The following is a 14,500-nucleotide window of genomic DNA, read 5'->3' as shown; positions in this document are numbered from 1 at the left end:
TCACCTCTTAGGAATTAAATTTTTTAAGATTTAAATGTTCTCTTGCATCTGCAGCCGTCATCGGCTCCAGCTTGACACTATTTAAAATGCTGACAGCTTGATCAACCAGCTGTTCATTTGTACCAAGTACACCTTTTTCTAAATATAAGTTATCTTCTAAACCGACCCGGACATTCCCGCCGAGTAAAGCAGCCTGTGCCACAATCGGCAGCTGCATACGGCCAATACCAAAGGCTGACCAATGCGCGCCATCAACCACTCTTCTTTTCATATATTCGATTGTTTCTGCATCCGCATCAGCGCCCCATGGAATACCAAGACAAAATTGATACATTGGTGTTCCTTCTACTAGTCCTTCAGAAATTAATTGGTTAGCAAGACGGATATGTCCTGTATCAAATACTTCCATTTCGGGTTTTACGCCGCTTTCTTTAATCAGCTTTGCGTGCTCCCGAAGCCAGTCTTCCGGCCCTAAATAAACTTGATTGCCAAAGTTTAAACTGCCGCAATCCAAGGTGGTGAGTTCCGGAAGCAATTCCCCGACCGGTTCATGACGCTCTTTTGGTGTCTGAATATCAGTCCCTTCTCCTCCACAAGTTGGATTTTCTAGATTTGGAACAAAGTCGCCGCCCCCGCCAGCCGTAATATTAATAATCACATCTGTATCGGATTCACGGATTCGTTCCACGGTTTCTCTAAAAAGGGCCACATCGTGACTGAGTTTCCCTGTCTTGGGATCACGAACATGGATATGTGCAATTGCAGCACCTGCTTTTGCTGATTCAATAGCAGATTCCGCAATTTCTTTTGGCGTAATTGGAACATGTCTGCTTTTCTCTGTTGTATCACCTGCACCAGTCAGTGCTGCAGTGATGATTCGTTTATTCTTCATTTTTTGCTTCCTCCTTTTTGGTTGGGGTGACAATAGGAACATGGTTAAAAATCTCGCCACTTTCAAAAAACGCAACAAGATTATTTATCCAATTATAATAGGCATTCCATTCATCCAGCTCCTGCTGTAATCTCTCCATTCGAACTTTTACTTCTTCTGAGGAATCCTCTGTCAAAAAAGTTTCTAAATGACGAATTTGTTCTCTGAGACGGCGTTCTAAACTCGTATTACGTTTTACAACCTCTGACCAGTTACTTGTAAATAAGGATATAAATGTTTGTGCATAATCGCGTTCTACATTGTAATGATCTTTGCGGCTGCCTTTCACGTATTCTTTCTCAGCGATATTAAATGAGATCATCTGTCGCATGACCTGACTCATTCTTGTTTTACTCATTCCAGTTTCTTCAGCCAGTGAATCTAATGTCATTGCCTCGCGATTCATATAGATAATGCCAAGCAGCCGTCCGACTGTCGAGGATACGCCGAACGTTTCCATGTTATCTGCGATTCGATCTGTGAGCAGTTCTTCGCAGGATTTGATTTCTTGAAGCAATTGATTATTTGAAAATGATTCCATCGTCAAGCTCCCCTTTAACTTGTATATGTGTCACTGTAACACGGATTAAATAAAATTGGAAAAATCAAGTTTGATAGTAAATGAGCGTAAAAGTAAGCAATTCTAAGATAAACTGCACTGTATACTTTGTAAAGTTTAAATTGCACAGATTTTACGGTTTAAATCGCTTTTTTCGGATTTTCATTTTTACCTGTCTGTTTATTATACTGAGTAAGTCTAAATTTTAGTTTTACGGAATAAGCAATGGAGGTGCTTGTAGTGCTTGAATTTAAAGAAGTAACTAAAAAATTCGAAGGAAATAATACTCCTTCCGTTCATAAACTGAACCTGAAAGTAGAACGAGGAGAATTTGTTGTTTTTATCGGCCCAAGCGGGTGCGGGAAAACAACTACGATGAAAATGATTAACCGGTTAATTGAACCTTCCGGGGGAGAAATTCTTGTAGACGGCGTGAATGTCCTCAAGCAGGATGCTGTCCAATTACGTCGATCCATTGGATATGTTATTCAGCAAATTGGTCTTATGCCCCATATGACTGTGGGAGAAAACATCTCTCTTGTGGGATCGCTTTTAAAATGGAATAAGGAGAAACAGAAAGAACGGGCAAAAGAACTTATTTCACTGGTTGACCTGCCAGAGGATTATTTAGATCGTTACCCACATGAGTTAAGCGGAGGACAGCAGCAGCGAATCGGGGTACTGAGAGCGTTAGCTACGAATCCCCCATTGATTTTAATGGACGAACCATTTGGGGCGCTTGATCCAATCACTCGTGACAGCTTACAAGAGGAGTTTAAAAAACTTCAAAAGGAAATGGATAAAACGATTGTTTTTGTTACCCATGATATGGATGAAGCGATAAAACTTGCTGATAAAATCGTGATTATGAATCAAGGAGAAATCGTTCAAGTCGGCACACCAGATGATATTCTTCGCCATCCGGCCAATGAGTTTGTAGAAGACTTTATCGGAAAAGACCGGTTATTAGAAAGCCGCCCGGAAGTAACACGCGTTGAACAAATTATGAATCCAAACCCGATTACGATTGAAGAAGAAAGCAGCTTAAAAGAAGCTATTCAAAAAATGCATGCCAATCGTGTCGACTCCTTGTTAGTAGTTGATGGAGCTGGAATTTTAAAAGGATACATTGATATTGAAATGGTCGACTCCAATTATAAAAAGAAAAGCTATGTTCATGAAGCGATGGATACAGCAAAATATGCCGTGGATAAAAACAGCCTGCTCCGGGATACAATGCATCGTATGCTTCGTCGTGGCAGCAGTTACGTACCCGTTGTAACAGATAATAATAAATTAGCAGGAATCGTAACAAGGGCGACCCTTGCCGATATGGTTTTTAACACTATTTGGGGCGATGAAACAGAAGATATTACTGCTATAGAATAAAAAGGAGGCAAAAAATAATGCAAGCTATTAGAGATACACTTGCATCCTATGGATGGGAGCTGCTCGAAAAAACAGGAGAACATATGTACATTTCTATCGCTGCGATTGTTTTAGGTATTCTGGTTGCGGTCCCCTTGGGAATTTTACTCACTCGCATACCGAATAAAACAGCGGATCGGTTTATCTCGTTTGTCGGGATATTACAAACTGTTCCAAGTTTAGCTATTTTAGCTTTTTTGATGCCTTTCTTAGGCGTAGGTGTTGTACCTGCGATTATTGCTTTATTTATTTATTCCGTACTTCCCATACTTAGAAATACGTATACCGGCATCATGGAAGTAAATACAAGTTTAAAAGAAGCGGGTAAAGGCATGGGAATGAACACCTTTGAAGTTATCCGAAAAGTTGAGCTCCCTCTTGCTTTGCCTGTTATTATGTCAGGCATACGGTTCGCAACCGTTTATTTAATCGGCTGGGCAACACTGGCAGCATTTATTGGCGGCGGCGGTTTAGGTGATCTTATTTTCGATGGTCTGAATCTATATCAGCCTGAGCTTATTGTTTTAGGTACTGTGCCGGCAACGATTTTGGCTTTACTTGCCAGCGGATTATTATCGCTTCTTGAAAAAGGATTAACACCTAAAGCCTTAAGGAAAACTGTTTAAAAAGGAAGGATTATAAATGAAGAAATTATTGCTGATTCCCCTTCTTTCGGCGCTGCTCCTTTCAGGATGTGCCCTGCCAGGTCTCAGTGGGCCTTCAGAAAGTACGGTTCGAATTGCAACCTTAGATACGGTAGAATCCGAAATTTGGGGTAATATACTGTCTCAGATGATTGAGCATTATACAGATTTAGATACGGAGTTAGTAACGAATTTAGGATCAACGATGGTCCTTCATCAAGCAATGATGCAGGAGGAAGTAGATATGACTGCTACCAGATATACCGGCACAGATATTGCCGGCGTCTTAAATTACGAAGATATTACTGACCCTGAGGAAGCGATGGAAATCGTACAGCGGGAATTTGATGAAAAATTTGACCAGACATGGGGCGACTCTTACGGTTTCGAAAACAGCTATACGATTTCCATTACACAAGAATTTGCAGATGAAGAAAACATTACACATGTGGATGATCTGGAGCCTTTTGCCGATGACATGAATTTTGGTGTAGATAATGCCTGGGTCAACCGTTCAGGTGACGGGTACGAGGCTTTTACAGAAACACACTTTGCTTTCGGCAATGTCTATCCAATGGCAATAGGCTTAGTATATGAAGCTGCTGCTTCCGGTAATATGGACGCGGTTCTTGGTTATTCTTCAGACGGAAGAATTGCGGCGTATGATTTAAAAGTATTGGATGATGACTTCTTCCCTCCTTACGATGCTTCTCCTGTAGCGAGAAATGAAATCTTGGAGGAAAATCCGGAAATCAAAGAAGTCATGCAAAAGCTTAGCGATACCGTAACAACAGAGGATATGCAGGAAATGAACTATCAAGGTGACGTGGAATTAGTCAGTCCTGCCACCATTGCCCGCGAGTTTCTGGAAGAAAACAACTACTTTAAAGATAAGGAGGGCATGTAATGAGTGTCTGGGAGCAATTGATAACCTATGTATCTCAAAATGGTTCTTATATTTGGACAGAATTTTACCGTCACTTCTTAATGGCCGCTTATGGCGTGTTGTTTGCTTCCATCGTCTCCATCCCTATTGGTGTGCTTATTGCCAGATATGGAAAATTAAGTGGGTGGGTACTCACACTTGGAAGTATTATTCAAACTATTCCTGTATTAGGTTTTATGGCCATCACCATGGTTGCGATGGGATTAGGAACAACAACCGTCGTAACAACTGTGTTTTTCTATTCCCTATTACCAATTATTCAAAATACCTATGTAGGGATAACCGGGGTTGATCAAACGGTGAAGGAAGCTGCCTACGCTTCAGGAATGACACGGTTCCAGCTGCTGATGAAAGTAGAATTACCCCTTGCTATCAGTGTCATGATGGCTGGAATTCGTACAGCACTTGTTGTTGGGATTGGCGTTGTAGCAATTGGAACGTTTGTCGGCGCCGGAGGACTTGGTGCTATTATTGTGCGCGGAACAAACGCTACCGATGGAACAGCGATTATTTTAGCAGGTGCTGTTCCTACAGCCTTGATGGCAATTGCAGCAGATTTAATTATGGGTAAGATTGAAAGAATGCTGAACCCAGTGAAGTAAAATAAATAATAGAAATCATTATACATGTGTGTTCAAACATCCCGGCTTGTTACCAGAATTAACATAAACAAGCCGGGATGTTTACGTTTTATAAATGGCTTTATGCAACTTTTCTGGACTAGTCCCCTATCCAGCAGGATTTCTTTTTTAAATCATTGAATTAATCTGAAAAATCTTTATAATAAGGATAATACATATTATCCTTATAGCAGGATATATTTACAACGGATTTTCCATTTTAACGATTGAAAGGAGTAAAGCTATGAAACAAGTAATACAAGCATTAGGTACAAAATTAGCGCACGATCAAATCTCTGACAATGATACGGTGAGAGAGCTACATAGCAAAGACGAAACCTATCAACAGACAAGTCTTCCGGATATCGTTGTTTTCCCAAAATCAACTGAGGATGTTACGCATATTATGGAGATTGCCCAAGAATACCAAACGCCGGTAACGCCATTTGGAGTTGGGACGAGTTTAGAAGGACATGTCATCCCTTATAAAAATGGTATTACCATAGACTTTTCATTAATGAATCAGATTCTGGAAATAAAAGAAGGTGATTTACTTGTCAGGGTCCAGCCGGGTGTAACAAGAGAGCAGCTGAATAAAGAATTAAAGAAATATGGTCTCTTTTTCACCGTTGACCCTGGCGCAAACGCAACGCTTGGCGGGATGGCAGCAACCAATGCCAGCGGTACCACAACCGTAAAATACGGCGTCATGCGTGATCAGGTTCGAGATATGGAGGTGGTTCTTGCGGATGGGAGTGTAATTCATACAGGGAATTTGGCTGCAAAGTCTGCTTCCGGCTATCATTTGAACGGTCTTTTCATTGGTTCTGAAGGAACACTTGGCTGCTTTACCGAACTAACGCTTCAGGTATATGGCATACCAGAACATATTGTTGCTGCGCGGGCAACGTTTCCGAGTCTGACGAATGCCATCGAAGCGGTAACTTCTATTTTGCACGCGGGCATCCCTATCGCCAGAGTGGAGTTTGTAGATGAAGCCTCAGTGGAACAAATCAATAAATTCAGTGAAACCAATTATCCTGTTAAGCCGACGCTTTTCCTGGAATTTCACGGAAATGAATCTGGTTTACAAGAAGACCTTGCATTTTCTAAGGAAATTATGCAAGATCACGGCTGTGACCATTTTAATTCGGAAACAGACAATGCCGCCCGTAACCGTTTATGGGATGCAAGGCACAATTTGGCATACGCTTATATTCATGATTATGTCGGTAAAAAAATGATGCTGACAGACGTTGCTGTTCCCATTTCAGAATTAGCAAATTCCGTTATCTATGCCGGAGAAGAATTAAAAAAACTAGCTATTCCAGGAGGGATATTAGGGCATGTCGGTGACGGAAACTTCCATTCATTGATTATGATTGATATGGAGAATGAAGAAGAAGTTAAAAAAGCAAAACAATTTAATGAAAAAGTCGTTCAGTATGCGCTGGAGCGAGGCGGAACCTGTACAGGTGAGCATGGTGTCGGCGTTGGAAAGAAACCTTATCAACGCGTGGAGCATGGAGCAGCTCTCGACGTTATGACAAATATTAAAAAAGCGTTAGATCCAAATAATATCTTAAATCCTACTAAAATAGTAGATATCGATAACGAGGATAAGCTATGAAAACATTAGAGAAGATAAGCGCATTAGCCGGTAAATATTTTGCAGTACTTGTCATTATAGCAGCTGTTATTTCGTTTATCTTCCCTTCCGCCTTCCTTGTTTTTGGAAGCTTTATTACACTCTTGCTTGGCGTGGTTATGTTTGGTATGGGGCTGACATTAAAGCCTGTTGATTTCAAATTAATTGTTACAAAACCATTGCCGGTAATTATCGGCATAGCGGCACAATATACAATTATGCCCCTTGTTGCTTTTGGTATCGCTTATTTATTAAGGCTGCCCCCAGAGCTTGCAGCCGGACTTGTTTTATTAGGCTCTGTCCCAGGAGGCACCGCATCCAATGTGATGGTTTATTTAGCAAGAGGGAACGTTGCCCTGTCAGTTGCGATGACTTCCTTTTCAACGATGCTGGCTCCAATTATGACACCATTACTGCTTTATTTATTAGCCGGTCAATGGCTGCCCGTTAATCCGGTAGCCATGTTTTTGTCCATTATCCAAGTTATTATTATCCCTATTATTCTTGGTTTCTTGGTACAGCGTTTCTTCCCTGTTGCCGTTAAAAAAAGTATTGCCGTTGTTCCGTTAATATCCGTTACAGCCATTTTGATTATCGTAACAGCAGTAACAGCTGCCAATGCTGCCAATGTTGCTTCTGCAGGAGCACTTGTATTTGCTGCAGTGTTCTTACACAATAGCTTCGGATTATTTTTAGGTTATTTTACTGCCCGTTTGATAGGACTTAACGAAAATGATCGTAGAGCCATTTCCATCGAAGTGGGCATGCAAAATTCAGGGCTCGGCGTTTCCTTGGCAACAACGCATTTCAGTCCGCTTGCGGCCTTACCAAGTGTCTGGGGTGCGATTTGGCATAATATTTCCGGGCCGATTATCGCAACCATTTGGGCAAATAAATCACCCGATAAAAGAGATGTGAAATTAAAAAAAGCAAATTGAGGTCAATTCTACCATAAAAAAATCCAGGCTGAAATTTCGGCTTGGATTTTTTACGGTGTTACCTGCTATAGATAGACACTTAACCAGTCTTTGTTTGACGTACAACCCCAAATATACCCGCAATCATATAAAAGAAAGCCCCGATAAATACGCCGCCATAGGTGATAAGTAACGTAGCCGCTGCAAAAATAAGCAGTATAATGCCAGCAGCTTTTGATTTCTTATCCCCTTTAAACCATATAATGGCAAGGATGCAAATGATAATTGCTATCCCCATAATGCCGAAACCGATGGTAAATGCTTCTAATAATCCGCCCAAATGATTTGAATCTCCATATGCCTTATCGATGGTTTCCATGTACAATCCGATTGATAATATATAAGATAACCCGCCAAGGAGGCTTAGGCTTATTTCAATGGATCTCTTCATATACCGGTCTCCTGTTCTTTTTTATTTCAATTCAATCAAATGATAGAAAAACATCCTTTCTATGTGTATGTGCATCACAAAGAAAGGATGTTTCTATTATTTATACTCAGAAGCTTCCTAAAAAGGCTTATCCTCTTCCATCATTTGAATAAATTGATTCATCCCATGTAATTCTTCGGTTTTTACTAAAGGAAGAGACAATTTATCAAACAACGGTTCCGCTTGTGTTGCAATGAAATCATCAAACATATGGACCGCTTGCGGCAAGGCTTCTATTTTTTCGAAAAGCTGAAATATTTTTTCTTGGATACCTTCTGAGTAATAAATCGAGTCTACTAAATCATAATGTAATACCGCTCCCGTTTGTCGATCCAGAAGTACAAGGATATATGGAAGAAATGGCCGGGATTCAGGTGTCCTCTGTACCGGCTCTCCTGCTTGGATGAATGCCAGCTCCGCCTCCACGCCATTGATTTTATCTATTTTATTCCTCATCCGTTTCCATTCTATTTCTGACATATCCAATTCTAAATCAGGGTCTTGGACAGCCTTTTCAACCAGATCAAATGTTGACAAAATGATTTGTTCGCCTTCTTTATTTAAAGCGAGTATTTTGCCGCTATCAAAGCTCGGAGTTATTTTAGACAGATTATCCGTACGTGAAAGGAATGATTCCAGTTTAGACATCACTTCTGTGAAAATCAAACTTTCTTCTTGATTAAAACTCCATGGGACGGTATCCGGAATCATGCTGGTAAATGAAGGCCATTGATTTTTCCCGCGATACTTTCTGTTGAGACTTTTAATTAAATCATATTCGTCCTCATTCAATTCCTCTCTGCTATTAAAATTAACTGTAAGAGAATACTGCATGAAAACAACTGCTAAATTATCATCAAATGGATCGTCATCCAGCAGATCCAGATAAGATAATAACCCTCTGCTACCCAGAAAACCGGAAACGCCATAACTTTCTCCTGCATTCCCCATGATGGAACAATAGACATAATCATTTACCCTATCCGACCAGACTGCAATAAATTGATTATCTTGAATTTCAAGCCATGGTTGTTTTTCTTTCACTTGATCAGCTGCATCAAATAATTGATTCCATTCCGATTCATCCGGCTCTATTTCCTCAGCGCCTTCTTCACCAAGAAGCCAGTCTTCGTAAAACACACTTAATTGATGATTGATGTATTCTACAAGTTCCTCATTGTCGGAAAACGTATACGTATTCTCGAAACCTTTTTCCAAAGGCTGGTTCCCTTCTGCCGCAAGACAGAATGGTAATGGCAGATCCATCGGCAGCTCCACTTTTTGTTCCAAAATAATCTCATGCTGCCAATCCAGATTCAAATCATAAATATAGGTCAGCTTATCACCGGGATTTTTCAAGAAATCCGTTAAGATCGCCGTTTTTTCATCAACGGCCCCTGTCTGTTCAAGTAGATCTCCTGCTTGTGGCACAATCGAGGTACCTTTCTGTGAAAAAAAGTGCAAATGTTCGTCAGACCACGCAAATGCAGTCTGCAGGAATAGATGCAATTCTTCAAAAGTACTCTGTTCCGATACGATTAGTGTTCGCTGTTTCGCGGGGTTCACATCTTTTACTTGAATATTTAATTGAAGAACCAAGAAAATACACCCTCTCTCTATTTTCATTTTGTCTGTTCATTTTCTATTATAGCTTTCACATTTAACTTAAGCTTTCATAGTAAAAAAATGCAACTATTTTTATGCGTACATCTGCCAGATAATCAGCCAAATAATAAACAGAATACTGCTGAAACCCGTTAGCAGATAGCCGGTCTTTTGCATTTTGGACAACGGAGCTTTTTTCCTGACCAAAATCATCATTACAACAGCGATAATACTGGTCGCGGTAAAGAGATAATTCCCTATAAAGTGTGGCAGCAGCTCGGAATAGGTGCGCATCGGGTTAGATAGCATACGGATAATCAGAACCGCTATATTCACTGCCAGTAAAGTTCCAGATAGCATTAATAACCAATTCCACTTTGCAATTGGCGCTTTTTTTCGTTTTCGTCTCCTTCGAAAAAATGCCAGCACCATTAACACAAAAGGAGAAATTAAAAAATAAACCATGCACCAAATAAACAGTCCTAAGCTAATGAGCAGAAAAGGAGTATTTTTGTCCATAGGAAGATAATCCGCATAAGCAGTTGAAATCTGTTCGGACATCCCATCATTTACATGAAAGTACATGACATTACTTGGTATAAATACGTCATCTCCGCTTTTTAATTTATAAACATAAGGACTTGTTTGTACATAAGTTGCTTTGAACCCTGCTAAATCCAATTCAATTTCATTGTCATCCATTGGCTTAACATCGAGTGGTGCAAGATATGCGTAAAGATTCATAAAACCATTAAACGTACGGCGTGCCGATAAATAAGATCCTTCTACTTCAGCAGCCGGCGGGAGGTTTTCTCGAACTGTTTGATCCCCTCTGCCCACTAATTCATCTGTCAGACCAAATAAAAGATCGATTTCATCTGCTTGATTAGTTAAGATGACAATCGCAAAATTATCTTCAGGAACAATTTGCATATTACTGGAGTAAGCGACCGTATTACCGGAATGGGTCAATCCTCTGTATTCGCCATCATATTCCCAAAAACCGTGAGCAAGTCCGGGAACTCCTTCTTCTGGAGCATAGCTTGTTGTAAGTAATTTTTGAAGTGTCTGGTCTTCTTGGAATAAAGAAGTCTTTTCTGGTTCAGACGGCATCAAAGCCTGTGCGAACTTTGCTAAATCGGCTGCTGTTCCATTTATTCCCCCGCTGGGATACATAGAAATATAAAAAGACTGTGATTCCATAAAATCACCATTCTCTCCAGGAAAATAACCTATCCCTTTATGACGCGTAATTTCCTGATTATCTTCTACAGGTAAATGCATGGTGGAATGATTCATTTCCAATTCATCAAAAATATGCTCATTCACATAATCATAAAACGGCTGTCCGGTAATCTCTTCAATAATATAAGCTGCTAAAGAAGTTGAGTAATTGGAATAAGCAACAACTTCTCCAGGCTTATAAACCTGTTCCGGCTCTGCTAATTTTAAGGATTCTTCCAAGTCAACCAACTGCTCCGGAGATTCAAACAGCAAATCAAAAATATATTCTTCAAAGCCTGCATTATGATGCATTAAATTCAAGATGGTAATGGGGTCATCGTAATTTAATTTGGTCAAAAATTCCTCCGGCAAATAAGTTCGTATATCCTCCTCTAAATCCAGTTCTCCCTGTTCAGCAAGCTGCATCGCAGAGACCCATACAAATAATTTTGTAATCGATCCCCATTCGAGAACAGTTGTATCCGGATTCATTGGAATTTGATTTTCTACGTCGGCATACCCATATCCTTTAGATAGAACAATTTGATTGTCTTTAATAGCAATGATTGCCGCTCCTGCTACAGTGCTACCTATGTATTCTTCAGCATATTCGTCAACGAACTGCTCCAGTTCTTCTATTGGAATACCAGATGGCGTTGTATTTTCTGCCGCTGAAAAAGTATAGGGAAAACATAAGCTGAAAAAAACTATGTGAAGAAAAATACTGATTCTTTTTATCATCTTGCTACCCTTCTCTCTTTTTGGTTAAATAAGCTTCTAAATAAACTGGCCAATTATTTTGAAATAACGTTCACATTACAAAGCTTCTCCGCCCCAAAATGATTTTTATATATTCATACTTCTTCAGAGAGTCTTTAAATCCCTTTTTATTTACGGATATGGCAAAAGAAAAACAACAGCTGCATGGGAACTGTTGTTTTTCTGATCATTGCACTATATTATTTATGCTCGCTCAGCCATTTCGCAAGTTCATCCAAATCATCATCACCAAGATCCGGAAAGGCCGGCATTCCTCCGTCTGTTCCATTTTCAACGATATCAGCAATTTCATCCTGTGAATAATTGCTGCCAACTTCGGTTAAATTTGGACCGGCTGCTCCTGACAAATCTTGACCATGACAGCTGGCACAATTATTTTGAAAAACTTCTTCTCCAGTTTCAATACTTGCAGATTCTCCATCTTCCGCTTCTCCCCCTGGATCAGATGATTCCGTTTCCTCACTGTTTTCCGTATTATCAGCCCCTTCATCACCGCTGTCACTGCCATTATCACCGTCACAAGCCGCAAGTACAATTGCTAAAGTGAATGCTAAAAACAAAAGATAGAATTTTTTCAACTTACTTCTCCTCCTTTGGATGATTTGAATTATTCACAAAATACGGGTAATGAATAGGCTATCTCGTATCAAATCAACTTCATGATTATCTCGAAGAAGCCAGTAAATGGAGACCCCGAAAATGTGATTGAACCAATAATGTTACATTATATTCTCAATTTTCATTTTACTCCTCTTTTCTTTTTAAAGCTTTATATATGCTTATATAATCCCCCTTAACAAGAAAAACATATATCATTTTTTCTATAACAGCTGGTGCTAATCATCTTACCCAAAAGCTTAAAGAATAAAGAGAATAATGATTAGGTAAAATGACAGGAATATGTTGATGGTTTCAATTCGGTAGGCGAGTTAAATTTTATAAAAACGTTAAATAATGGAGAGCAGCATATACCTATATGGTATGTAGAATTTGCAGTTTATATATTATAATAGAGACAGACATTTTGTATTCATGTAAAAAGTGCATAATCGAGAACGGTAAGATAGAAATTCAAGGATACAGCCATTCCCTTTTGTTTAAAAATGAAGTTATACGGGGATTTATGCTTACAAAGAAAAGTGCTAATGGTTGTACAAAGCTAAACGATTACTGCTAGTATAAAGATAAGAAAAGTCAACAGCAGGTATTCCTGATGGATACATATTTTACAAATTAGGAAATGGATATTATAAGTGAGGCCCCCCCTGCGTATTGTCCGAGGTTTATTAAACGCTGGTGAATAGTGACCTACAGGAGGAAAAGAATATGAGAAGTTTTCAAAGCCGGATTGCGGAACGTATACTTACACGGCTGAGTAATAAAGACAGTTTTACCGATCCTCAATTATTCAAATCGTTTCTAAAAGAAAAACAAAAAGAAAATGAGAAACCATATGACCTGCCAAAATATATCCAGACAAGGTTCAACATTGAAAAAAAGATGTTTGATGGAATGGAATGGTATATCTTTAATCAAGAAGAGAATCACTCAGGAAAATCCATCCTCTATTTGCATGGAGGCGGTTATATCAAGCAGCCCTCGTTATATCACTGGCATTTTCTTGGGAAAGTAGCAAGAGAAACCAAAGCTAACATATATGTTCCTATTTATCCAAAAGCACCCAATCATCATTATAAAGAGTCTTTCGAAAAAGTGCTTCCAATATACAAATGGATGTTAGAAACAACCGATAGCGATAATATTATTTTGATGGGTGACTCTGCTGGCGGAGGATTTGCATTAGCATTAGCACAATTGCTTTTGGAACAGGGGCTACCACAGCCCCGACATATCATATTAATTTCGCCTTGGCTTGATATTACGATGAAAAATCCAGAAGCTCATGAACTCGAACCTAAAGACCCGATGTTAGGTATCTATGGGCTGATTCAAATGGGAAAGGCATATGCAGGAGGTACTGACCGAGATAATTATTTACTAAGTCCGATAAATGGAGAGATACATGGGATAGGAGAAATTACTTTGTTTATTGGGACACATGAAGTTCTTTTACCAGATGCTAAAAAATTTCAAGAGATGGCTGCATCGCAAGACATCCACATTAATTATTTTGAATATCCGGAAATGAACCATATCTTTGTGCTTTACCCCATTCCAGAGGCCAGAGAAGCAACCAAAGAAATAGTAGATATTATAACAAACAGCTGATGTATTCGCTGCCTAACGTATTCAACTTCCTGTTCAGAAACTGTATCAACCTGCGACCTTTTCAGGACAGCTTACAACAAAGCAGCCGCTAAAGCGTTGCTTTTCCCGCTTTTCTTTACATAAAACGAATTAAAAGCAAAAATAAAGTAAAATGACAGGTGCGGAAACAATATTACGTATGTAATTCCTAATTTGGTCCGCAGAGATGCCTCACCATTCCCGTGATAAAGATGCTTCACGCCGGAAAAATTTAAATTGGAGCAAATCGTTAAGGAATAAACAGTTCACGACCAATGCAGAACAGAACAGCGACAAGCAATGTAACTGTCCAAACCGGCAAACGCTCCCCCAAAGTAATTATGTAATAATTCGAATGTAAGATAATCCCGCCTGAATACAGAGACGGTCATTCCAGAAATATAGAGCAGAACTGGAAGTGGCAAACGATCGTACAGAGGGAGCGTCAGAGCAAAAAAACT

At 39.6% G+C, this 14,500-nt stretch carries 13 protein-coding genes; 7 read left to right on the top strand and 6 right to left on the bottom strand.

What is annotated here, in order from left to right; all coding sequences use genetic code 11:
* Positions 1–7: 7 nt before the first annotated feature.
* Positions 8–892, bottom strand: coding sequence for a beta-keto acid cleavage family enzyme (locus ACW0TQ_RS04440; RefSeq protein ID WP_455725377.1), 885 nt, complete (start codon positions 890–892; stop codon positions 8–10).
* Positions 882–1,472, bottom strand: coding sequence for a GbsR/MarR family transcriptional regulator (locus ACW0TQ_RS04435; RefSeq protein ID WP_042533936.1), 591 nt, complete (start codon positions 1,470–1,472; stop codon positions 882–884). Before ACW0TQ_RS04435 ends, ACW0TQ_RS04440 begins: the two co-directional genes overlap by 11 nt.
* Positions 1,473–1,730: 258 nt before the next feature.
* On the opposite strand from ACW0TQ_RS04435, the gene ACW0TQ_RS04430 reads away from it, so the two are divergent.
* The 6 genes from ACW0TQ_RS04430 to ACW0TQ_RS04405 all read left to right on the top strand — a co-directional run bounded on the left by ACW0TQ_RS04430 (position 1,731) and on the right by ACW0TQ_RS04405 (position 7,714).
* Positions 1,731–2,879: a betaine/proline/choline family ABC transporter ATP-binding protein gene (locus ACW0TQ_RS04430; protein WP_042533934.1), complete on the top strand. Its 1,149-nt coding sequence runs from the start codon at positions 1,731–1,733 to the stop codon at positions 2,877–2,879.
* 17 nt (positions 2,880–2,896) lie between these two features.
* Positions 2,897–3,544 carry an ABC transporter permease gene (locus tag ACW0TQ_RS04425; RefSeq protein ID WP_042533932.1) on the top strand — a complete coding sequence of 216 codons (648 nt, stop codon included), beginning with the start codon at positions 2,897–2,899 and terminating at the stop codon, positions 3,542–3,544.
* Between the two features lie 16 nt (positions 3,545–3,560).
* Positions 3,561–4,469 (top strand): osmoprotectant ABC transporter substrate-binding protein, encoded by a 909-nt coding sequence (locus tag ACW0TQ_RS04420; protein WP_042533930.1) that lies wholly within the window; start codon positions 3,561–3,563, stop codon positions 4,467–4,469.
* On the top strand, positions 4,469–5,110 hold the full coding sequence (locus tag ACW0TQ_RS04415) for an ABC transporter permease (RefSeq protein ID WP_042533929.1): 642 nt from the start codon (positions 4,469–4,471) through the stop codon (positions 5,108–5,110). The genes ACW0TQ_RS04420 and ACW0TQ_RS04415 overlap by 1 nt, the downstream gene beginning before the upstream one ends.
* A 262-nt stretch (positions 5,111–5,372) precedes the next feature.
* Entirely contained in the window at positions 5,373–6,758 is a 1,386-nt protein-coding gene (locus tag ACW0TQ_RS04410; RefSeq protein ID WP_042533927.1) for an FAD-binding oxidoreductase, read from the top strand.
* Positions 6,755–7,714, top strand: coding sequence for a bile acid:sodium symporter family protein (locus ACW0TQ_RS04405; RefSeq protein WP_042533925.1), 960 nt, complete (start codon positions 6,755–6,757; stop codon positions 7,712–7,714). The genes ACW0TQ_RS04410 and ACW0TQ_RS04405 overlap by 4 nt, the downstream gene beginning before the upstream one ends.
* 79 nt (positions 7,715–7,793) lie before the next feature.
* Here the strand turns inward: ACW0TQ_RS04405 and ACW0TQ_RS04400 are convergent, their stop codons facing one another.
* The 4 genes from ACW0TQ_RS04400 to ACW0TQ_RS04385 form a co-directional block, all read right to left on the bottom strand.
* Complete coding sequence (locus ACW0TQ_RS04400; RefSeq protein ID WP_052485059.1) at positions 7,794–8,144, bottom strand: hypothetical protein; 351 nt, start codon at positions 8,142–8,144, stop codon at positions 7,794–7,796.
* A gap of 117 nt (positions 8,145–8,261) precedes the next feature.
* Positions 8,262–9,782 carry a plasmid pRiA4b ORF-3 family protein gene (locus ACW0TQ_RS04395; protein ID WP_455725376.1) on the bottom strand — a complete coding sequence of 507 codons (1,521 nt, stop codon included), beginning with the start codon at positions 9,780–9,782 and terminating at the stop codon, positions 8,262–8,264.
* Between the two features lie 99 nt (positions 9,783–9,881).
* Complete coding sequence (locus ACW0TQ_RS04390; RefSeq protein ID WP_052485058.1) at positions 9,882–11,753, bottom strand: serine hydrolase domain-containing protein; 1,872 nt, start codon at positions 11,751–11,753, stop codon at positions 9,882–9,884.
* Between the two features lie 218 nt (positions 11,754–11,971).
* Complete coding sequence (locus tag ACW0TQ_RS04385) at positions 11,972–12,370, bottom strand: c-type cytochrome (RefSeq protein ID WP_042533922.1); 399 nt, start codon at positions 12,368–12,370, stop codon at positions 11,972–11,974.
* 748 nt (positions 12,371–13,118) lie between these two features.
* Between ACW0TQ_RS04385 and ACW0TQ_RS04380 the strand changes: the two genes are divergently transcribed.
* Positions 13,119–14,021, top strand: coding sequence for an alpha/beta hydrolase fold domain-containing protein (locus ACW0TQ_RS04380; protein ID WP_042533920.1), 903 nt, complete (start codon positions 13,119–13,121; stop codon positions 14,019–14,021).
* Positions 14,022–14,500: the final 479 nt, after the last annotated feature.

It is taken from the genome of Oceanobacillus sp. M60, assembly GCF_053839645.1.
The sequence above is the reverse complement of the archived record's forward strand: the minus strand, read 5'-3'. Positions and strand labels throughout refer to the sequence as shown.

What these genes read in the sequence shown, in the direction of transcription:
- ACW0TQ_RS04380 (WP_042533920.1), top strand. Translation starts at nt 13,119, where the DNA reads ATGAGAAGTTTTCAAAGCCGGATTGCGGAACGTATACTTACACGGCTG.
- ACW0TQ_RS04400 (WP_052485059.1), bottom strand. Translation starts at nt 8,144, where the DNA reads ATGAAGAGATCCATTGAAATAAGCCTAAGCCTCCTTGGCGGGTTATCT.
- ACW0TQ_RS04410 (WP_042533927.1), top strand. Translation starts at nt 5,373, where the DNA reads ATGAAACAAGTAATACAAGCATTAGGTACAAAATTAGCGCACGATCAA.
- ACW0TQ_RS04390 (WP_052485058.1), bottom strand. Translation starts at nt 11,753, where the DNA reads ATGATAAAAAGAATCAGTATTTTTCTTCACATAGTTTTTTTCAGCTTA.
- ACW0TQ_RS04435 (WP_042533936.1), bottom strand. Translation starts at nt 1,472, where the DNA reads ATGGAATCATTTTCAAATAATCAATTGCTTCAAGAAATCAAATCCTGC.
- ACW0TQ_RS04425 (WP_042533932.1), top strand. Translation starts at nt 2,897, where the DNA reads ATGCAAGCTATTAGAGATACACTTGCATCCTATGGATGGGAGCTGCTC.
- ACW0TQ_RS04420 (WP_042533930.1), top strand. Translation starts at nt 3,561, where the DNA reads ATGAAGAAATTATTGCTGATTCCCCTTCTTTCGGCGCTGCTCCTTTCA.
- ACW0TQ_RS04415 (WP_042533929.1), top strand. Translation starts at nt 4,469, where the DNA reads ATGAGTGTCTGGGAGCAATTGATAACCTATGTATCTCAAAATGGTTCT.
- ACW0TQ_RS04405 (WP_042533925.1), top strand. Translation starts at nt 6,755, where the DNA reads ATGAAAACATTAGAGAAGATAAGCGCATTAGCCGGTAAATATTTTGCA.
- ACW0TQ_RS04440 (WP_455725377.1), bottom strand. Translation starts at nt 892, where the DNA reads ATGAAGAATAAACGAATCATCACTGCAGCACTGACTGGTGCAGGTGAT.